We start from the raw sequence: 19,843 nt of genomic DNA, 5'->3' as shown, positions 1-19,843 counted from the left end.
CGCTCGACCAGTTCCATCAGCGCCGAGGCCTCGGCCTGGGCCGGAGACGCGCCTTTGCCCATCTGTTTGCGCGTGGGCATGATGTCGCGGGCGTCTTCGCCGCAGATGGACATATAGACCGGAATGCCCAGACGGCCGGTGTCGATGCGCTTGGTCTGGGCCAGGATGCGCTTGCCCGAGGCCGTGAAGGCCGCCTTGGCGCGGGCCGCAGTTTCTTCGGGAGAACAGGTTTTGTCCAGGTCCGTGACGTAGCCTTTGGGGCAGGAGTGCATGTTGATCATGATGGGTTGAATCACAGATGGTTGGATTGTTGTCGGGGCTGCCGTTTTTGTCGGAATCGCGCAGGCACTGGAAGCATTGCCGCCCGTCCTTGTGGCGAGGCTCACGAACGAAGTCAATGGGCTTTGTCCCATGGTGGGGCCGCGTCCGACGGTGGAAAATGATTTGTCGCCGATGTGCTTCAATAAATTGAGATCCTCGTGTACGTCTGCCTCGACACCGGTCTTGAAAGCCGCGGAAGTGTCATTGGAAAAGTGTTGGCGGATTCATGGCACGGCGTCACGGAAGTCACGCGGGTGGAAAATCGGGTGGTCGCACTATCCACAAGGAGGTCAGGATGGGCTCAGATGGTGGGTTTTTGATTGGTGGAGCATCGGGTACGGGCGTTTTCCAGCTGGGATCCATGGCCAACCGCCACGGTCTGGTCACGGGAGCCACGGGCACGGGCAAAACCGTGACGTTGCAGATCCTGGCCGAAAATTTTGCGCGCCTGGGGGTTCCTGTTTTCGCCGCGGACATCAAGGGAGATTTGTCGGGCATTGCCACCCCGGGCAAACCGCATCCCAAGATTGATGAACGCCTGGCGGTCATGCCTGTTGAGGAGTTTTCCTTTCGGGGGAACCCGGTGGTGTTCTGGGATATTTTTGGTCGCACCGGACATCCGCTGCGCAGCACCATTTCCGAGATGGGGCCGCTTCTGTTGTCATCGCTGCTGGATTTGAACGAGACTCAGAGCGGGATTCTGTATGCCTGTTTCCGCATCGCCGACGAGCAGGGCCTTTTGTTGTTGGATTTGAAGGATTTGCGCGCCATGCTGGCTTTCATGGCTGAAAACGCCGCCGAGTTGCGCGGGACGTTTGGCAACATCAGTTCCGCCAGTGTCGGGGCCATCCAACGTCAGTTGCTGGTTCTGGAAGAACAGGGCGGAGACGTTTTTTTTGGCGAGCCGGCCTTGAGTCTGACCGATCTCATGCATGTGGATTTTTCCGGGCAGGGCGTCATCTCGTTGATGGACGCGTCCATCCTCATGACCCGCGCACCCAAGATCTATTCGACTTTCCTGCTTTGGCTGATGGCCGAGTTGTTCGAGCAGCTCCCCGAGGTCGGCGATCTTGCTTTGCCAAAAATGGTTTTTTTCTTTGACGAGGCCCATTTGCTTTTCGACAACGCTCCCAAGGCCCTTGTCGACAAGATCGAACAGGTTGTTCGTTTGATTCGTTCCAAGGGGGTTGGGATTTATTTCGTCACCCAGAGCCCGGCGGACATTCCCGATCAGATCCTGGCGCAGTTGGGGCTCAAGATTCAACACGCCCTGCGAGCCTATACGCCCAAGGAGCAGAAGACCGTGCGCGCTGCGGCCGAAAGTTTTCGTCCCAATCCGGCCTTTGACACGAGCCAGGTCATCACCGAGCTGGGCGTGGGCGAGGCCCTGGTTTCGACATTGGATGCCAAGGGACGTCCGCATATTGTCGAGCGCATCCTGATCCGACCGCCGTGGTCGCGTATCGGAGCCCTGGACGAGCCGGAGCGCGCGAGCATCATGGCGCGCTCTCCGTTCAAGGGACGCTACGATCAGGCGATGGATCGCGAATCGGCCTTCGAACACTTGCGCCAACGGGCCGAAGCCGCGGCTGTTCAAGCCGAGGAACATGTCCGGTCACGGGAGACAGGCAAGGAAGGTGGCGCGTTTGACTGGTTGCTGGGCACTTCCCGCAGACAGGGCGTGGGCGAGGCTTTTATCAAAAGCACGGTGCGGACCATTGGCAGCCAAATCGGGCGCCAGATCCTGCGCGGAGTGCTGGGGTCTGTTTTTGGTGGAAAACGATGAGGTAGGCGAGAAAAGAAAAAGGCCGGTTGTACCGGCCTTTGTATTTTATGGAGCGGGAAACGGGATTTGAACCCGCGACTTCAACCTTGGCAAGGTTGCACTCTACCACTGAGTTACTCCCGCGTGTCGGAAACGGTGCCTGTCGGAATGGTGTCCAGATCAGGGCTTTGAAGAAAGGGCCGGTCAGGGATCGACCCGTGTTCGCTGATGGAGCGGGAAACGGGATTTGAACCCGCGACTTCAACCTTGGCAAGGTTGCACTCTACCACTGAGTTACTCCCGCGTGTGGAGGCGGCATCCAGATTTGAACTGGAGAATGGAGGTTTTGCAGACCTCTGCCTTACCACTTGGCTATGCCGCCGTCGTTGTGGAGCGGGAAACGGGATTTGAACCCGCGACTTCAACCTTGGCAAGGTTGCACTCTACCACTGAGTTACTCCCGCTCAACGAGGAGTTGTCTCTATAGGCGGTGGTGGTGTCTGTCAACCCAAAAATTGAATTCGATTCGGCATTTTTTACCAAGGTTGACGGCGTGTTGGCCGACGGGAAGCCTATTTACTTTTGAGCATGTAGTGTATAGATACTCCTTCCCGAAGTACCAGACCCGTAGGAGGACATGCCATGGAAGCCAAAGACCTTGAATTCTTTAGGCAATATTTGACGCAGATGATAGATGACATTCAACGCCAGGGCGAGGCGACCATTGAGGACATGTCGGAAAACGTGGAATACTATTCCGATCCCGCCGACCGGGCCTCGGCCGAGTCCGACCGGACCTTTACCTTGCGCCTTCGGGATCGGGACCGGAAGTTGATCAAGAAAATCAACGAGGCACTGGATCGGATCGACGACGGAACCTTCGGTGTTTGCGAGGACTGTGGCGAGGAAATAGGCATTCCGCGTCTCAAGGCCCGGCCGGTGACAACCTTGTGCATCGAGTGCAAGAGCCGTCGGGAAGAAGAAGAACGGTTGCGGGGTGATTGACCCCTGGCCCGAAAACGTCATCACAGGCGCGTTCCGGATTCCGGCACGCGCCTTTTTTTAGGAGTCTGCCATGGACGCCATTGTCTTCCGGGCCATTGCGCGGGAATTGGCTGGTCGCGTGAAGGGCATGCGCCTCGAAAAAATCTTTGCGCCGCTGCCCGATGTCTGGACCCTGGCCCTGGGAAGGGCCGGGTATCTGATCCTGCATGCGGGCCGGCCGGTTCCGTTTCTGATCCTGTCGGCGCACAAACCGGATAATCCCCCCAATCCCGGCGGTCAGGCCATGTGGCTGCGCAAGCGGTTGCGCGATCGGCGTGTTGTGGACCTTGTGTCCGATTGGCCCCGGCGACGCTTGGCCTTGCGCTTATCCCCGGGCGAGGGGCAATGGCTCGTGCTTGATCTGCGCTCCGGGCCGTCACTGATGGATTGTCTGCCCGAGGAATTCGGACGCGAGCCCACGTGGCCGACGGTCCGGGATGTCTTGAGCATGCCAGATCCGTGGACACAATTTCCCCATCTCACCCCTCCCTTGCGCCGTCGTCTGGCGTGTCTCGAACCGGAGGCGGCCCAGGCGCTGCTTGATGATTTGCGTTTGGAGCGGGTTGCGGGCTGCGCGGTCGCGGTCGACCACCGCGGTCGTGCCCAGGCCCGGCTCTGGGCCGACGGGACCGACACTGTGTGGATGCCGACGGCCCTGGACGCGGCCGAACAGGCGTATGGCCGGTCCTTGGCCGAAATTGTCAGCGTCGAAAATGGCCATGACGCGCGGGTAAGCCGGGAATGCCGACGCATCGAGCGGGCCTTGGCCCGGCTCAAGGAGGATCGGGCCCGTCTTGAAGCCATGGTTGGCGAGGGTGATTCCGGCCGCCTTTTGCAGGCTTGCCTGCACGGCATGGACAAGGGCGCCCGAATCCGGTCCGCGCGGGTCATGGACGAGGCCGGCCGGGAACGCCTTCTGGATTTGCGGCCGGATTTGACCATCCGCGAGAACATGGAGCGTTTTTTTGCCAGAGCCGCCAAGGGGCGCCGTGGCCTGCCCCTGGTCGAAGCCAGGGCCAAGGCCCTGGCTTCGGCTTTGGCCCTGGCACGGGCGGGACGGCTGTCCGGGCCGGTGGACACACGACGGGACTCGGCGCCCGTGGCCCAGCTTCCAGCCAAATACCGTAAGTTGAAAATAGGGGTATACCGGTCCTCGGATGGTTTTTTTTTGCTTCGGGGGCGTGACGCACGGGCCAATCATCAGCTCGTGCAGACGGCCAGCCCGTTCGATTTCTGGTTGCATGCCCAGGACGGGCCTGGTGCGCATGTCATCATCAAGCGCGATTTTCCCAAGCAGGACGTGCCCGAAACCACCATTTTGGAGGCCGCCGCGCTGGCGGCCCTGGCCAGCCACTTGAAATTGGCCGATCGGGGAGACGTGCTGCTGTGCCTGGTCCAGGATATACGGACCATCAAGGGCGCGAGCCTGGGTTTGGTGGCCGTGGACAAGGTGCTGCGGGTCGTGCGGCCGCGCATCGAGGCCGGCCTGGACACGCGGCTGCGCCTCTGACTTTACATCCCGCTGGGGACGGCATAGGTCTGACTGCCTATAATCCAGAAGCGAGGTGGACCATGCTGATCGATTCCCATGGGCGCAAGGTGAGTTATCTCAGATTGAGCATCACCGATCGGTGCAATTTGCGTTGCCTGTACTGTCGTCCAGAAAGTGATTGGGTTTTCCTGCCCCACGAAAACATCCTGACCTACGAGGAAATGCTCGAACTGGTCGATGTGTCCATCCGGGCAGGGGTGGAGAAGGTGCGTTTGACCGGGGGCGAACCCTTTGCCCGCAAGGGGTTCATTCCGTTCGTGGCCAGACTGCACGCCCGGTATCCGGACGTGGACCTGCGCATCACCACCAACGGCACCATGCTCGAAGGCCAGATCGAGGCCATCCGGGAAGCCGGAATCACCTGTCTGAACATCTCCATGGATACGCTCAAGCGTGAACGATTCCGCGAGATCACGGGCGTCGATGCCCATGACAAGGTCCGGGCCGGCATTGATGCCTGTCTGGAGGGTGGCCTGCGGGTCAAGGTCAACGTGGTCGCCCTGAAGGGCATCAACGATGACGAATTGCCGGGATTCGTGGATTTTGCCCAGAATCGCGGGCTTGACGTGCGCTTTATCGAATTCATGCCGATCGGCTATCAGTCCCGGTGGAGCCATGACAATTACTGGCCGGCCGACGACATCATCGCCGCCGTGGAGGAATTGGTGCCACTGGACGAGGTCCGGGAGGCCACCCGAAATTCTGGCCCGGCCCGGATGTACCGTATTGCCGGCGGATCGGGGCGGATCGGGGTCATCTCGGCCGTGAGTCATCATTTTTGCGAGAGCTGCAACAGATTTCGGGTGACTTCGGACGGCAAGCTGAGAACCTGTCTGTTTTCGGACAAGGAATACGACGTTCGGGCGATTTTGCGCCGGCCCGGCCATGATTCCCAGGAGCTCCTGGATTTGTTCCTGCGGGCCAATGCCGAAAAACCCATGGGGTACAGGCTGCTAGAGAACCGGCAACATAACCAGGTCTGTGATCGGGCCATGACCGCCATCGGGGGCTAGGCCCAAGGGGCCGGGGTGGCTATTGTTTCTGGATGAGGTCGTCCACGTCTTCGGGCGTGGCGGGGATGGACAGGGTGGGCTTGCCTTCTTCCAGAACGCGGTCCAGGTCCAGGGTTCGGATATGGATGTCAGAGCCAAAGGCGTCTTCTCCCAGGGCCAGATAGGCGGTTTTGGAAAAAGCCTTGATCCTGGCCCACCACGAGCTGCCCTTGCGTTCCCAGAAACGTTGCCCGGAACGGACGGCGTAGAGGCCGGTACAGGCCATGAAGGCCAGGTTGGTTTTCATGGCGGTCACGACGGCTTTCCTCACCATGCCCTTGGCTTCGTGAAAGGCAAGCTGCGTTTCCGGTCGGATTGCCGGAAGCGTGTTCATCTTTTTTGTGTTTTTGACCATGTCTGCGGTGGCTTCGGGGCCGAAGCCGGGTATACGTGAAATTTATGCCGGGCGATTGGCCACGGGAGTCATCCCATACGGAAGTCCGGCATGATTTGCAAACACACAGGGCCGCTTTGTCGCCACGGTGACAAAGCGGCCCTGTGGATCGAGCAGTCCGAGGATTCATGGAACATCAGGATATCACATTCGAGAACGCGGAGTTCGCGCGCGAGGTGTTCGGTCCGGGCAATGCCCACCTGGACACGGTGGCCCAGGCCACGGGCGTGCGCCTGGAGAGTCGGGGCAACGAAATCACCGTGTCCGGCGAGGACCGGATCATGGTCGATCTGGTCTGCCGGTTTCTGGCCCAGATTTACGACTTGGTTCGTTCCGGCCACAAGTTGTTTGATCGGGACGTCGAACAGAGTCTGCGGATCATGCTCCGCGACCCGTCCACATCACTGCGGGCCTATTACCGGGAGTCGCTGTTTGTCGTGTCCCCACGCAAGACGGTCTGCCCCAAGACCGTGACCCAGCGCGAGTATCTGCATGCCCTGCGCGAGATGGACCTGACCCTGGGCATCGGCCCGGCCGGCACGGGCAAGACCTATCTGGCCGTGGCCGTTGGCGTGTGCATGTTTTTGCAAAAAAAGGTCAAACGTCTCATCTTGACCCGGCCGGCCGTGGAGGCTGGTGAAAAATTGGGTTTTTTGCCTGGCGATTTGGTCGAGAAGGTCAACCCGTACCTGCGCCCTCTGTACGACGCCCTGTACGATATGCTCGATCATGCCAAGGTCCAGGAAATGATCGCGGCCGAGGCCATCGAGATCGCGCCCCTGGCCTTCATGCGCGGCCGAACCCTGAACAACGCCTTTGTCATCCTGGACGAGGCCCAGAACACCTCGCCCGAACAGATGAAGATGTTTTTGACACGGCTGGGATATGGTTCGCGCGCAGTGGTCACTGGCGACGTGACCCAGATCGATCTGCCGACGCACATCGGTTCCGGTCTGGTCCAGGCCATGGAGGTCCTCAAGGGGGTGCAGGGCATCGCCATGATCCACTTCACCGAGGAAGACGTTATCCGCCATCCCCTGGTCGGACGCATTGTCCGCGCCTACGACCAGCATCGCCTGGCCCGTGAAGACGGGGAGACGCGCTGATGCTGTACCTGGACAAATCCGTGGCCACGGACCCGCGCTTGCCCTTGTCCGCGTCCGAGTTGGGGGGCATTTTTGACGGATTGGCCGGGGTTTTCGGGCTTGATGACTGGTCGGTGGACCTGCGCATTGTCGATGACAGGGAAATGGCCGAACTGAACCAACAATTCATGGGTTGTCTGGGGCCGACCAACGTGCTCAGCTTTCCCAGCGGTGAAACGCCCAGGCTGGGCGATCTGGTGCTGTCCGCCGAGACCCTGGCCAGGGAAGCCTTGCTCTACAACCAGGATGTCCATGCCTACACCGTGCGCCTTTTGGCCCATGGCCTGTTGCATCTTATGGGGCACGATCACGGTCCGGAAATGGATGGCCTGACCGAACTGGCCGTGGCCGCCGTCACCCCCGAGGCCGCTGAACTGCGGCTTTTTCCTTCACTGTGAGCACTCCGCGCCAGATTCTTGGGCTGATCCGGGTGAAGCGGTCGAAATCCGCGACAATTTCAAGCCCCGGAACCAGGGTCCGGTAGACCGGCAGGCGTAATTCCCGTTTGGTCAGGTCCGCGTAGATGGGCGCGTATCCGTGATGCTCCAGAATGGTTTCAAGCAAGGCCAGATCGCCCTCGGCCGAGCCCGTGCCATGGTCCGGAAGGTCTTCCAGAACGCGCGTGGGCAGCTCCGCCGGACCAGGGGCCGAGGCCGGGCCTTGGGGAAAAGGGAAGGGCGTTTCGGTCAGGGCCGCGATGGCCGCCCGCTTGCCCGACAGCGACGCGCCCGTGGCTTTGACCAGTCCGCCGTTGGCGAGGTGCGCGAAGCATTTATAACAGGGGACGCCCAGATCCGATGTGATGTCCTGAAAGATGTGGTCCACGCCTTGGGCGCGGTGGCTGTCCAGCAGGGCCGCCATCTCCGCGTCCCGACTTTCGACGCGGAAGCACCGGGCAGGGTCGAAAGGACTGACGGCCTCGCTGTCCCGCTCGATCACTTCCAGAAGTCCGCTGACCTTGGCCTCTGCCGGTGTGTTGCCCGCAGCCAGACCCGTGGATCCCAGCCCGCTGAACAGGCGGATTTCATCCAGATTGGTGAAGAGATAGACGCACTGAGCCGGCACGAACACGGGTCGGCCGTGGCGGTCCGTTGCTTCCAGCCAGTGCAGGGGCTGATCCCGGTAGGGGACTTCGAGCCGGATGCTGTTCGGGTCCAGGGTTGCCGTGCCCATCTCGCTCCATCTGCCCACGCGGAGTTCGCCGCCCTGGCCACTCCCGGAGACACGGCCGTCACGGATGTCGGCGAAAGAGCTGTAGCGTTCCACGATTTCCATGGCCAGGGACGCGCGGGCCTCGTCTCGTGTCGTGCCTCGTCCGTAGCTGGTCATGATGCCGTCCAGGCGAAAGTTGACGCGCCCGTGGCGCGTGGTCCGGTCCAATCGCCAGCGGCGCAACAGCCCCCAGGGCGCCAGGGATGCGTGATGGCGCATTTCCGGGCCGTCCAGGATGGCCAGACCGTAGAGCCGCTCCATGGCCTGGGCGTGGGTTTCGGCGGCCGGACGCCGGGGGCAGGGTGCCAGGAGCGGCCGGTTGGCACGCAGTTGTGCCGGGTTGGAAGGGGCCGCCCCTGGTCCGGGGTCGGGCAGCGCGGGCAGGGCGACCGGCAGCGGCGTGTGTTCGAAAATATTTTTGGCCAGGGCGCGGCTGATGGCCGCGTGGGTGGCGTGATCCGGACTGCTCGCGCTGCCCAGGAATATCTGGGGGCCGTGGTCGGCCAGGGCGGCGGCGTGAGACGCAAGCTCCGCCCAGAGGCCGCGTAGGGCCGGAGCGAGCAGGGTGGTTTCCAGGATCAGGGACTGAACGGCGGGTTTGCTGGCCGCGAACAGGCCGCGCAGTTCATTTTCGTCCAGGGCGGCCAGACGCGGGCGGACATGGGCGCGCATGAATTCGTCATTGGGCAGGCGTCGGACATGCTCCAGGCATTGGTTCAGGGGCATGACGTCGGCGGGTTCCGGGCTGAAATAGGCCACGCCGAGCTGGCTGTCCTGATGGGCGAGGCGGTAGCGGAACGGAACGGACATGAGGTGGCTCCTGGTCGGGGTTATGCGGTGTGTTGGTACCTATCTTGCTTGAGTCGGCCTGCCAAGGAGGGGCTATCGCATGAAATTTTTATGGCTGTTCGCGCTCGCTGTGTTCGCATGCGGATGCGCTACCGATCCGGTGGAAATCAATCTTTACGGGGCGACATATCACGAGGACGCCGCCGTCGAACTGAGCCCGTTGGTCGAGGCCGTGACTCCCGAGATCATGCCGGGCGACGGATTGCGCGCCTTGGTCCTGCCTTTTGCGGTGCGTCAGGATGTCGCCGTGCGCAAGGATGTTGGTCGGGAGCTGGGTGATATTTTTCGTCTGGCCTGGCTGGAATCGCGTATTTTTTCGGCCTTGGAATATGATCCGGCCCAACCCTGGCCCGGTCTGGACCAGGCTTTGGCCCTGGCCAAGGCCAGGGGGGCCAACGTGCTCATCACCGGCAATGTGTCCCAGTTTTTCGAGGGTGGCGGCACGGGCCGGACGTCCATCGGCGCCACCGTGGAAGTGCATTGGGTGCCAACATCGACCCTGATTTGGTCGGCGGCCCAGGCGGCCATGATGGAAGGCCAGCCGGACAAGGATCACGTGGTCGTGCGCACCACGCGACGCCTGCCCGATCATCCGACCTATGCGGTCATGCGCGGTCTGGCCGTGAGCATGGCCCGCTCTTTTGCCCGCTTTGTTCAAGAATGACCGATTATTGTAACGACTGTCCCAAGGCCGATGCGGAAGTGTCGGCCTTTTTCATGGATTTTGGTTTGCGGGCGCACTCTTTACAAATGGTGTCCAAGGTTTGTAGGAAATTTCTTTTTTCATCTCGCGGATTGAGAACATGCAACCCGGCACGCCGGATGTTTTGGTGACGATATGAAACATTTTTTGACGATTTTGGACCTCAAGGCCACCGAGGCCATGGAGCTGGTGCTGCGCGCCAAGGCCATGAAGGAGCAGGACTTTCGTTCCACGTTGTTGGAAGGAAAAGTGTTGGCCATGATTTTTGAAAAGGCGTCCACCCGGACACGCGTGTCCTTCGATGTCGGTATCCGTCATTTGGGCGGCAGCACCATTTTCATGACTCCGGCCGATTCCCAGCTGGGACGCAGCGAGCCCCTTTCGGACACGGCCCGGGTTCTGTCGCGCTACGTGCAGGGCATGGTCGTGCGCACCTTTGCCCACAAAAACGTGACGGATCTGGTTCGTTTCGGGAGCGTGCCCGTCGTCAACGCGTTGACGGACAGCTATCACCCCTGCCAAGTCATGAGCGACATGCTGACCATCTACGAGCGGACCAAAAATTTGAAGGATTTGGTCATTGCCTGGGTCGGGGACGGCAACAACATGGCCCATTCCTGGATCAACGCCAGCGTCTATTTCGGCTTCCAGCTCAACCTGGCCTGCCCGCGCGCGTACATGCCGAACACCAACATTCTGGAGCGCGCCTTGAAGATGGGCGGCAAGATTTTTGTCACCGACGATCCCAAGACCGCCGTGTCCGGGGCGCATTTCGTCAACACCGATGTCTGGGCCTCCATGGGCCAGGAAGCGGAGCAGAAAAAGCGCGAGCAGGCTTTTGCCGGCTACTGCGTGGACGACGAGCTGCTGGCCCTGGCCGATCCGGCCGTGAAGGTCCTGCATTGCCTGCCCGCGCATCGCGGCGAGGAAGTCAGCGAGGCCGTTTTCGAGGGCGAAAAGTCCATTGTTTTTGATCAGGCCGAGAACCGTCTGCACATGCAGAAGGCCATTTTGGAGTGGATCTACAGCTAGGCGGCCTGGCCGCTTTCCATAACGGAGTTATTGTATGAGCAAGATTGAAAAAGTCGTGTTGGCCTATTCCGGCGGCCTGGACACCTCGGCCATCCTGAAGTGGATCAAGAAAACCTACGGCTGCGAGGTCATCACCATGACCGCCGACCTGGGCCAGGGCGAGGAACTGGATGGTCTGGAGGACAAGGCCCTTTCAACCGGCGCGAGCAAGGCCTTCGTGGTCGATCTGCAGGAAGAGTTCGTGGCCGAGTATGTTTTTCCCATGTTCCGGGCCAACGCCGTTTACGAGGGCGGGTACATGCTCGGAACCTCCATTGCCCGGCCGCTTATCGCCAAGAAGCTGGTCGAGATCGCCCTGGCCGAGGGCGCCCAGGCCGTGGCCCACGGCGCCACGGGCAAGGGGAATGACCAGGTTCGCTTCGAATTGAGCACGTTGGCCCTGGCCCCGCACTTGAAGACCATCGCGCCCTGGCGGGAATGGGATCTCAATTCCCGCACCCAGCTCATCGCCTTTTGCGAGGAAAACGGCATTTCCGTGCCCGTGACCAAGGAAAAGCCCTATTCCTGCGACCGCAACCTGCTCCATTTGAGTTTCGAGGGCGGCGAGCTCGAAGACCCCTGGTCCGAGCCCGGCCCCGGCACGTATACGATGAGCGTCGATCCCGAACAGGCGCCCGACAAGGCCGAGGTCATCACCCTGGATTTCGAGGCCGGCAATCCCGTGGCCCTGAACGGCGAAAAATTGTCTCCGGCGAAGATGCTGGCCAAACTGAACGAACTGGGCGGCAAACATGGCATCGGGCGGTTGGACATGGTCGAGAACCGCTTCGTCGGCATGAAGTCGCGCGGCGTCTACGAGACTCCCGGCGGTGCCATCCTGCAGCGCGCCCACCGCGACCTGGAAGGCGTGTGCCTGGATCGCGAACTCCTGCACCTGCGTGACAGCCTCATTCCCCGTTACGCGGAGATGGTCTATAACGGCTACTGGTTCGCGCCCGAGCGCGAGGCCCTGCAGGCCTTCATGGACAAGGCCCAGGAAACGGTCACCGGCACGGTGCGCCTCAAGCTCTACAAGGGAGGCGTGTATCCGCTGGGCCGTAAGTCCCCGTATTCGCTTTATAACCCGCAGTTGGCCACGTTCGAGAAGGACGAGGTCTACAATCAGGCCGACGCCGCCGGGTTCATCAAACTGCACGGTCTGCGTCTCCAGGCCCGTCAGCCTTTTCTGAACAAGATCAAGGGCTAGACCATGAGCGCATCCAAGGAAAAAAAACTGTGGGGCGGTCGGTTCTCCGGGGACACCGCCCCCCTGGTCGAGCGCTATACCTGCTCCGTGGGGTTTGACTCGCGCCTGTACGCCCAGGACATCGCCGGGTCCAAGGCCCATGCGGCCATGCTGGCCCGGCAGGGCATCATCGGCGCCGACGATCTGGCCGCCATCCACCAGGGCCTGGAGCAGATTTTGGGCGAGATCGAGGCCGGAACCTTTGTCTGGCGCGAAGACCTGGAAGACGTGCACATGAACATCGAGCACCGCCTGACCGAACTCGTCGGCGCGCCGGGCCAGAAACTGCACACGGGCCGTTCCCGCAACGATCAGGTCGCCCTGGATTTCCGCCTTTTCGTGGCGGACTGCCTGACCCAGTGGGCCGGACTGTTGCGGGATTTGATCCGGGTTGTCCTGGATCAGGCCGAGGCCCATCAGGACGCGCTGTTGCCAGGGTGCACGCATTTCCAGCCGGCCCAGCCGGTCAGTCTGGCCCAGCATCTTTTGGCCTACGCCCAGATGTTCCGGCGCGACCATGATCGCGCGGTCGACGCCCTGAAACGGGTCCGCGTGTCGCCCCTGGGCGCGGCGGCCCTGGCCGGAACCACCCATCCCCTGGATCCGGAGCAGGTCCGGGCCAGTCTGGGTCTGGATGGCGTTTTCGCCAACAGCATGGACGCGGTCTCGGACCGGGATTTCGTGCTCGAGGCTTCGTTTTGCGGCAGTCTGGTCATGATGCACTTGTCGCGTCTGTGCGAGGAAATCATCATCTGGGCCAATCCGCGTTTTGGCTTTGTGCGCCTGCCCGACGCCTATTCCACGGGCTCGTCCATCATGCCCCAGAAAAAAAATCCGGACGTGGCCGAACTCATGCGCGGCAAGACCGGGCGGGTTTACGGCGATCTGGTCGCGCTTCTGACGCTCATGAAGGGTCTGCCCATGGCCTACAACCGGGACATGCAGGAGGACAAGGAACCCTTTCTGGACGTGCACGACACGGTCGCGCCGTCGGTGGAAATCATGGCCGGGATGCTGGCCGAGCTGCGCTTCAATCGCGAGCGCATGACCCAGGCCCTCAAGGCCGGGTTTCTTAATGCCACGGAGCTGGCCGACTATCTGGCGGCCAAGGGCATTCCGTTCCGGCAGGCCCATCACATCACCGGCGCGGCCGTGGCCTTTGCCGAGGAACGAGGCGTGGGCCTGGAGGACCTGAGCCTGGACGACTTGCGCCGGTTTTCCCCGGACATTGCCGAGGATGTTTTTGTCGTGTTGGACCACTCCAATGCCGTGGCCCGGCGCAGGATGCCCGGTGGGACAGGGCCGGATTCGGTCCGGGAGCAGTGCCGCGCGCTGCGGGATTGGCTCGCATGAAAAGACCGGCTCCATGCCGGTTTTTTTTCATGGACCGATGCGGGTTTTTGGGTGCATTGGTGGGGCCGGCCCTTGGCCATGGATGCCCCGGATGTCGGGAGCATCCATGCGAATAGAGCGGTATTTTGTCGTGTGCAGCAGGAGGGTAGTCGCGATGTGGGATGCGAGGCAATGTCTGGCGGCTTTCGTGGGCGGGCTGTGGCTGGCGTGGTCGGCGCCAACCATGGCTGAAAATGCCTATGTGGGAACCCAGGCCTGCGCGGATTGCCATGAGGAACAGCATGAGCGCTTCGTGAAATACTCGAAGAAGGCCCATTCGGCCCGCTCCGTGCAGATCATGGCTTCGGATCTGACCGAGGCGGAATTGGCCGAGTGTTACGCCTGCCATACCACGGGTCATGGCCGGCCCGGTGGCTTTGTCAGTTACGAGCAAACGCCGCATTTGGGCGACGCCGGGTGCGAGGTCTGCCATGGGCCGGGACAGGCCCACGTCGAGAGCGGCGGCGACACGTCGCTCATCAAGGGCACGGTGACCATGGAGGACTGCACCTCCTGTCACACCGAGGATCGTGTCAAGTCCTTCGACTACAAGCCGCTGATCTACAGCGGCGCGCATTAGGAGGCTGGCATGGATCTCTTTCGCAAATCCTTGGGAATCAAGATTCTTGGCATTACCTTCGTGGTTTTGTTGGCGTATTTCATCGTTTTTTTTAGTTTGAGTTTTATCTGGGAGCGCCGGGCCACTCTGGACGAGGTCCGGGTTACGGCCCAGCGCACGGCGGAAATGCTCGGCATGGCCATCCGCGAGCCCATGGAGATTGGCGACAACGCCGGCACGGCTCGAAAGTTCGAGGAAATGGGCGCCCACTATCAAGACATTGACATGCACCTGACCAACTTCAGGGGCAATGTCACCTATTCCACGAACACCGACATGGTGCGGACCCAGCTCGTGGACCAGATCCAAAGCCCCGAGCTGGCCGGAATGGTCGACGAGCGATTGCGCCAGAATGGTCTGAGTCAAGCCATCGCCGACATTGGCGGGGTGCCGTATTTCGTCGAGGTCAAGTCCATCGCCAACGAAGCGACCTGTCATCATTGTCACGGATCAAGCCAGGCGGTGCTCGGCGCCTTGATCATGCGTCAGGACATTTCGCGGCAGATGGCGAACTTGACCAATCGGCAGTTTTGGAGCGCCGGCATTTCCCTGCTCGGCATGGCGGCACTGTTGCTGGCCATTTTTGTGTTCATGAAAGCCGTGATCGTGAACCGCTTGCGGCGCGTGGCCGCGACAACGGAAGAAATCAGTCAGGGAGACCTGACGGTGTTTGTCCAGGAAAAGGGTTTGGATGAACTGGGGCAACTGGCCGCCAGCGTCAACACCATGGCCGAGAACATGCACTCCATGATGCGGGAGATTTCCACTGGCGTGGACACCTTGGCCTCGGCCTCGACCCAGTTGTCCTCGGTTTCAAGGACGGTGGCCGAGGTTTCCCACGACAATCAGACCCGGTCCGACGCCGTGGCCGGCGCGTCCGAGGAGATGAGCGCCAACATGCGTTCCGTGGCCGCGGCCACGGAGCAGGCCTCGGTCAATATTTCCACCGTGGCGGCGGCCTCGGAGGAGATGAGCGCGACCATCGACGAGATATCCCGGAACACAAGCCGGGCCAAGGAAATCACCTCGGTGGCCGTGAACGTGGCGCACGCCACCTCGACCGACGTGGACCGGCTGGGCGCCGTGGCTCATGAAATCCACTCCGTGACCCAGACCATCACGGCCATCTCGTCCCAAACCAATCTTTTGGCCCTGAACGCGACCATCGAGGCCGCCCGGGCCGGCGAGGCCGGCCGGGGTTTTGCCGTCGTCGCCAATGAAATCAAGGAGCTGGCCAATCAAACGGCCCGCGCCACGGATGAAATCCGGGACAAGATCGGCGGCATTCAGGGCGCCACGGACCAGACCGTGCAGCGCATCGGCGAAATCACCAAGGTCATCGAGGACATCGACGCCATCGTGACCACCATCGCGGCGGCCGTGGAAGAGCAGTCCGTGACCACGCGCGACATCGCCCAGAATATTGGCCAGGCTTCCCATGGACTGGACGAGGTCAGTCGAAACGTGGTCCAGACCACGACCGTGTCCACGGAAATATCCCACCAGGTCGGCGAAGTCCGCAATTCGGCGGCGGACATGAGTCGCAATGGCGATACCGTGCGGGTTCACGCCGAGGAATTGCTGGCCCTGGCGGATCAGCTCCGTGAATTGGTCCACATTTTCAAAATCAACTAGCGAGGTCCTCCATGAAACGTTGCGCGTTGTTTCTGCCTTTCGTCATATTTTGCCTGATCGCTTCGGTCGCCTGGGCCGGACCGTACGCCGTTTCGGTCAACCAGTTCGTGGAACATCCGTCCCTGGACGCGGTTCTCAAGGGCTTTCAGGACGGTTTGCGCGCCCAGGGCGTGGACGCCACCTACTCGGTGCACACGGCCCAGGCCAACATGGCCACGGCCAATCAGATCGCCAGTCTGATCGCCGGCGAGAAACCGGACTTGGTACTGGCCATTGCCACGCCTTCGGCCCAGGCCTGCGCGCTGGCCGCGAAGAAATCGCCCATCCTGGCCAAAACGCCGTTGCTTTTCACCGCCATCACCGACCCCGTGGGTGCCGGGCTGGTGGCCGACTTGAACGCGCCCGGAGCGAACATTACCGGGGTTTCGGACATGCTCCCCGTGGACAAGCACATGGGCTTGGTGCGCCGGTTTTTTCCCGAACTCAAAAAATTGGGCATGATCTATAACGCGGGCGAGGCCAATTCCAAGACCACCGTGGCCATGGTCCAGGAAGAGGGCGCCAAGGTCGGATTCGTGGTCGTCGAGGCCACCGTGGCCAAATCAAGCGATGTCTATCAGGCCGCCAAATCCTTGGTCGGCAAGGTCGATGCCATCTATCTGCCCACGGACAACACGGTCATTTCCGCCGTTGAATCCGTGATCAAGGTTTGTGAAGAGGAAAAGATCGCCCTGTTCTCGGCCGACGTGGACTCGGTCCAGCGCGGCACCATGGCCGCCCTGGCCTTCGATTATTATCAGCATGGCGTCCAGACCGCGGCCATGGCCAAGCGGCTGCTGCAAGACGGGGCCAAGCCCGCGGACACTCCGGTGGAAACCCAGCGGGAGCTGATTTTGCATCTTAATATGAAGGCCGCCGCCAAGATGGGCGTGACCGTGCCCGAGGACGTACGCCAATCGGCCACCAAGGTTTTGGAGTAGAGCCGGGTGCATGGACAGCAAGGGCGGCCTCGGGCCGCCTTTTTTCTGGAGGAGTAGTGGACGCGACATGTTTGCGGGCGAGGCGCATCCTGACCTTGGACCCGGCCCAGCCCGAGATTCATGACGGAGGGATTGTCATCGATGGCGGGCGCATCCTGGCTGTTGGCCCATGGCGCGACGTGCGCGGCACGGCATTGGTCCGGGATTTGGGCGCGGTAACCGTCGTCCCCGGACTGATCAACGCCCACGCCCATCTCGGCCTGTCCGGTCTGGCCGGACGTATCCCGGCGGGTTTGGGTTTTCCGGCTTGGGCCGACGCGGTTTTCGCCCGTCTGGGCGATCCCTTGGATGAACCGGCCTTGATCCGGGCCGTGGACGGGATGAGGACCAGCGGAACCTGTTTCGTGGCCGACGTGGTTGGTCCTGGCGGCGAAACCATTCGGCGGGCGCTGGAGGCAGTTGGTTTGGACGGCCTCCTTTTTCGGGAATTCGCCGGTCGGGGGCGCGGTCGATTTTCGCCGCAGTCCCTGCCCGGAGTCTGGAGCGCGGCTGTCCACGCCCTGTATTCCACGGATCCGGTCCTGGCCCGGGCGATCAAGACCTGGTGCGACGGGCGAGACCTGCCGTTTACCGTGCATCTGGCCGAAGTTCCGGGTGAAAACGAGCTTTTTCAAACCGGCGATGGCCCCTTGGCCGAGTTTCTGCGCGACCGCCGCGTTCTGCCCAAGGGGTTTGCCCCATGCGGCCGAAGCGCCGTGGGCCGGGCCGATGCCTTGGGCCTGCTTGATGCCCGAACCCTGGCCGTGCACTGCGTCCACGTCGATCGGGACGATATCGAAATCCTGGCCCAAAGCGGCGCGACGGTTTGTCTGTGTCCGCGCGGCAACGCCTGGATCGGAGTCGGAACCGCCCCGGTCCCGGCCCTGCGCGCGGCCGGCGTGCCCCTGTGTCTGGGCACGGATTCCCTGGCATCGAACGCGGATCTGGACCTCTGGGCCGAACTGCGTGCCCTGCGCGTGGTGCTGTCCAGCCCATTGTCCGCGGTGCTCCCCCTGGTCACAACCAATCCCGCCCGGGTTTTGGGCATCGCGGATGATTATGGCTCGCTCGAATCCGGCAAGCGCGCCGTCTGGACCGTGGTGCCGCCCGATCTGGACGACATGGTGTCGGAGGGATGGCGATGACGCAGGCCCGTGATCGGGACAGATCGTCGTCACGCGGCGCCAACAGGGCGTCCACGCCGGGCAGCCATCTATCGCGCCCTGTCCGTTTCATCGCGGCGACAGGTCGCATCCGGACGAGATTTTGCCCATTGCCCCGCGTTTTTGGGCCACCCATGCATCACGCCGGATCACGGGCTTGAAAATTTTGTCATTTTTTCTAGCTGTTTTGGTTTGTTGAAGATGTTTTTCCAATATCGCGCGAGAGCATGATGACATTTCGGACATTCGACGACTTTGCATCCTATTTGGATGGGTTGGGGCTTTTTTCCATGCAACTTGGGTTATCGCGCATGGACGCGGCCCTGTCCCGGATGGAACTTGCGCGGCCGGCGGCCACGGTGGTTCAGGTGGTGGGAACCAATGGCAAGGGGTCCACGTCCGGTTTTTTGGATGCCCTGGCCCGGGCCCATGGTCGTGGCGTGGGCCTCTACCAATCGCCGCATCTGGTGTCCGTGCGGGAACGCATCCGGATCAACGGCCGGTTGGCCTCCGAGGCGCGGTGGTTGGAGGCGGCCAACGCCGTCATGGCGGCATGCTCCGACATCGGCCTGACGTATTTCGAGCTGCTGACGGTCATGGCGTTGTGGCTGTTCCGAGAAGCAGGGCTGGAGCTCGTCATTCTGGAGGCCGGGCTGGGTGGAACCCATGACGCCACATGTGCCGTGCCCGCCGATTTGGCCGTCCTGACGCCAGTGGGCCTGGACCATGAGGCCGTGCTCGGCCCGACCCTGGACGACATCGCCCGCGACAAGGCCGGCGCCCTGGGCCGCTGCCCGGCCGTGATGGGCCCCCAGAACCCGGAACTGATCGGGATATTCCAGCGTGCCAGCGGATCGTGGTCCGTGGAACCCCTGACGGAATATGCCGTCGTCGATGGTTTCGCCATCCCGCCGTGGTCGTTTCTCCTGAATGCGGCCTTGTTGCCCGGACATCCGCCGTACCAGCTGGGCAACGCCGCGTTGGCGCTTTTGGCCTGGAGTCGTTTGACCCAGGCCCGAAGCTGGCCATTCGAGGCGAGGCTGTGTACAGAAGCCCTGGCCCAAACCCGTTTCCCCGGCCGTTTTTGCCGGCATGGTCGGGTGTTGGTGGATGGGGCGCACAATCCCATGGGTTTGGAAGCCTTGTGCACAGCCCTTGAGACGCGGAAAGAGCGATTTGACCTGCTCGTGTTTCAGGCCATGCGCGACAAAACCCTGGATCCGGCCATCCTTGACCGGCTCCGCGCCCTGGCCGGGCGGGTCGTCGTGCCTGCCTTGCCCGGCAACGATCGGGCCTGGAAGGCGGAGGACCTGGCGGCCCGTTTCGGTCCCGACGCGACGACCGCGTCGGACGTGGGCGCGGCCCTGTCCCGGACTCGGGGAACTGTTCTGGTTTGTGGGTCGCTTTATCTGGTTGGGGCATACTACGCCCTTCATCCGGACCATCTTGTTCTGTAAGGAGCATTCGGTGTCTTCACTTTTCCGGCTCATTCCTTCGGTGGATCGCCTTTTGGGCGGTTTGGAGCAGGATCAAACCCTGGCCAGCCTGCCGCGCCCCCTGCTCAAGGATCTGGTGGCCGAGTTTTTGGATTTGTGCCGCGAGGAAATCCGGGCGGGCGTGCTGGCCGACGAATCGGATCTGGCCCATTCCAAGCTTGCCAC

General features: G+C 61.8%; 19 protein-coding genes and 4 tRNA genes. 16 read left to right on the top strand and 7 right to left on the bottom strand.

The genetic code is table 11. From position 1 onward, the window contains the following. A partial coding sequence (locus EOL86_05190; protein ID NCD24968.1) for a hypothetical protein occupies nt 1–281 on the bottom strand: 281 nt, incomplete at its 3' end. Nucleotides 282–616: 335 nt separating this feature from the next. Here EOL86_05190 and EOL86_05185 point away from each other — a divergent pair. Continuing rightward, the gene (locus EOL86_05185; GenBank protein ID NCD24967.1) at nt 617–2,107 is read left to right on the top strand and encodes a DUF853 family protein; all 1,491 of its coding nucleotides are present in this window, start codon (nt 617–619) and stop codon (nt 2,105–2,107) included. Between the two features lie 48 nt (nt 2,108–2,155). Here EOL86_05185 and EOL86_05180 read toward each other — a convergent pair. The 4 genes from EOL86_05180 to EOL86_05165 all read right to left on the bottom strand — a co-directional run bounded on the left by EOL86_05180 (nt 2,156) and on the right by EOL86_05165 (nt 2,550). Next, nucleotides 2,156–2,230 (bottom strand) — tRNA-Gly (locus EOL86_05180). Between the two features lie 85 nt (nt 2,231–2,315). Next, nucleotides 2,316–2,390, bottom strand: a tRNA-Gly gene (locus tag EOL86_05175). Between the two features lie 3 nt (nt 2,391–2,393). Beyond that, nucleotides 2,394–2,468: transfer RNA gene (locus EOL86_05170), tRNA-Cys, on the bottom strand. A 7-nt stretch (nt 2,469–2,475) separates the two neighbouring features. Beyond that, nucleotides 2,476–2,550 (bottom strand) — tRNA-Gly (locus tag EOL86_05165). 178 nt (nt 2,551–2,728) lie between these two features. On the opposite strand from EOL86_05165, the gene dksA reads away from it, so the two are divergent. From dksA to moaA, 3 genes are all read left to right on the top strand, one after another. Beyond that, nucleotides 2,729–3,091: an RNA polymerase-binding protein DksA gene (gene dksA, locus EOL86_05160; GenBank protein ID NCD24966.1), complete on the top strand. Its 363-nt coding sequence runs from the start codon at nt 2,729–2,731 to the stop codon at nt 3,089–3,091. 70 nt (nt 3,092–3,161) lie between these two features. Continuing rightward, the gene (locus EOL86_05155; GenBank protein ID NCD24965.1) at nt 3,162–4,640 is read left to right on the top strand and encodes a DUF814 domain-containing protein; all 1,479 of its coding nucleotides are present in this window, start codon (nt 3,162–3,164) and stop codon (nt 4,638–4,640) included. A 62-nt stretch (nt 4,641–4,702) separates the two neighbouring features. Beyond that, nucleotides 4,703–5,695: a GTP 3',8-cyclase MoaA gene (gene moaA / locus EOL86_05150; protein ID NCD24964.1), complete on the top strand. Its 993-nt coding sequence runs from the start codon at nt 4,703–4,705 to the stop codon at nt 5,693–5,695. Between the two features lie 19 nt (nt 5,696–5,714). Here moaA and EOL86_05145 read toward each other — a convergent pair whose 3' ends face one another. Beyond that, the gene (locus tag EOL86_05145) at nt 5,715–5,990 is read right to left on the bottom strand and encodes a hypothetical protein (GenBank protein ID NCD24963.1); all 276 of its coding nucleotides are present in this window, start codon (nt 5,988–5,990) and stop codon (nt 5,715–5,717) included. A 266-nt stretch (nt 5,991–6,256) separates the two neighbouring features. Here EOL86_05145 and EOL86_05140 point away from each other — a divergent pair, with 266 nt between their 5' ends. Continuing rightward, entirely contained in the window at nt 6,257–7,234 is a 978-nt protein-coding gene (locus EOL86_05140; protein ID NCD24962.1) for a PhoH family protein, read from the top strand. Beyond that, nucleotides 7,234–7,671 carry an rRNA maturation RNase YbeY gene (gene ybeY / locus EOL86_05135; protein NCD24961.1) on the top strand — a complete coding sequence of 146 codons (438 nt, stop codon included), beginning with the start codon at nt 7,234–7,236 and terminating at the stop codon, nt 7,669–7,671. The genes EOL86_05140 and ybeY overlap by 1 nt, the downstream gene beginning before the upstream one ends. Here the strand turns inward: ybeY and EOL86_05130 are convergent. Further along, the gene (locus EOL86_05130) at nt 7,628–9,295 is read right to left on the bottom strand and encodes a hypothetical protein (protein NCD24960.1); all 1,668 of its coding nucleotides are present in this window, start codon (nt 9,293–9,295) and stop codon (nt 7,628–7,630) included. The genes ybeY and EOL86_05130 overlap by 44 nt on opposite strands. Before the next feature lie 79 nt (nt 9,296–9,374). Here EOL86_05130 and EOL86_05125 point away from each other — a divergent pair, with 79 nt between their 5' ends. From EOL86_05125 to EOL86_05080, 10 genes are all read left to right on the top strand, one after another. Then, nucleotides 9,375–9,998 (top strand): hypothetical protein, encoded by a 624-nt coding sequence (locus tag EOL86_05125; protein ID NCD24959.1) that lies wholly within the window; start codon nt 9,375–9,377, stop codon nt 9,996–9,998. Between the two features lie 174 nt (nt 9,999–10,172). After that, on the top strand, nt 10,173–11,069 hold the full coding sequence (gene argF, locus EOL86_05120) for an ornithine carbamoyltransferase (protein ID NCD24958.1): 897 nt from the start codon (nt 10,173–10,175) through the stop codon (nt 11,067–11,069). A gap of 34 nt (nt 11,070–11,103) precedes the next feature. After that, nucleotides 11,104–12,315: an argininosuccinate synthase gene (locus EOL86_05115; protein NCD24957.1), complete on the top strand. Its 1,212-nt coding sequence runs from the start codon at nt 11,104–11,106 to the stop codon at nt 12,313–12,315. A 3-nt stretch (nt 12,316–12,318) separates the two neighbouring features. Next, nucleotides 12,319–13,707 (top strand): argininosuccinate lyase, encoded by a 1,389-nt coding sequence (gene argH, locus EOL86_05110; GenBank protein NCD24956.1) that lies wholly within the window; start codon nt 12,319–12,321, stop codon nt 13,705–13,707. A 154-nt stretch (nt 13,708–13,861) separates the two neighbouring features. Next, nucleotides 13,862–14,326 carry a cytochrome C gene (locus EOL86_05105; protein NCD24955.1) on the top strand — a complete coding sequence of 155 codons (465 nt, stop codon included), beginning with the start codon at nt 13,862–13,864 and terminating at the stop codon, nt 14,324–14,326. A gap of 9 nt (nt 14,327–14,335) precedes the next feature. Next, nucleotides 14,336–16,000, top strand: coding sequence for a methyl-accepting chemotaxis protein (locus EOL86_05100; GenBank protein ID NCD24954.1), 1,665 nt, complete (start codon nt 14,336–14,338; stop codon nt 15,998–16,000). Nucleotides 16,001–16,011: 11 nt separating this feature from the next. Beyond that, nucleotides 16,012–16,980, top strand: a complete 969-nt coding sequence (locus tag EOL86_05095; protein NCD24953.1) for an ABC transporter substrate-binding protein — start codon at nt 16,012–16,014, stop codon at nt 16,978–16,980. Beyond that, the gene (locus tag EOL86_05090; protein NCD24952.1) at nt 16,956–18,164 is read left to right on the top strand and encodes a hypothetical protein; all 1,209 of its coding nucleotides are present in this window, start codon (nt 16,956–16,958) and stop codon (nt 18,162–18,164) included. The genes EOL86_05095 and EOL86_05090 overlap by 25 nt, the downstream gene beginning before the upstream one ends. A gap of 245 nt (nt 18,165–18,409) precedes the next feature. After that, entirely contained in the window at nt 18,410–19,639 is a 1,230-nt protein-coding gene (locus tag EOL86_05085; GenBank protein ID NCD24951.1) for a bifunctional folylpolyglutamate synthase/dihydrofolate synthase, read from the top strand. A gap of 10 nt (nt 19,640–19,649) precedes the next feature. After that, the coding region (locus tag EOL86_05080) for an L-seryl-tRNA(Sec) selenium transferase (protein ID NCD24950.1) at nt 19,650–19,843 on the top strand (194 nt) is incomplete at its 3' end.

It is taken from the genome of Deltaproteobacteria bacterium, from assembly GCA_009930495.1.
GTDB lineage: Bacteria > Desulfobacterota > Desulfovibrionia > Desulfovibrionales > Desulfomicrobiaceae > Desulfomicrobium.
This window is presented reverse-complemented; position numbering and strand designations above follow the sequence as displayed.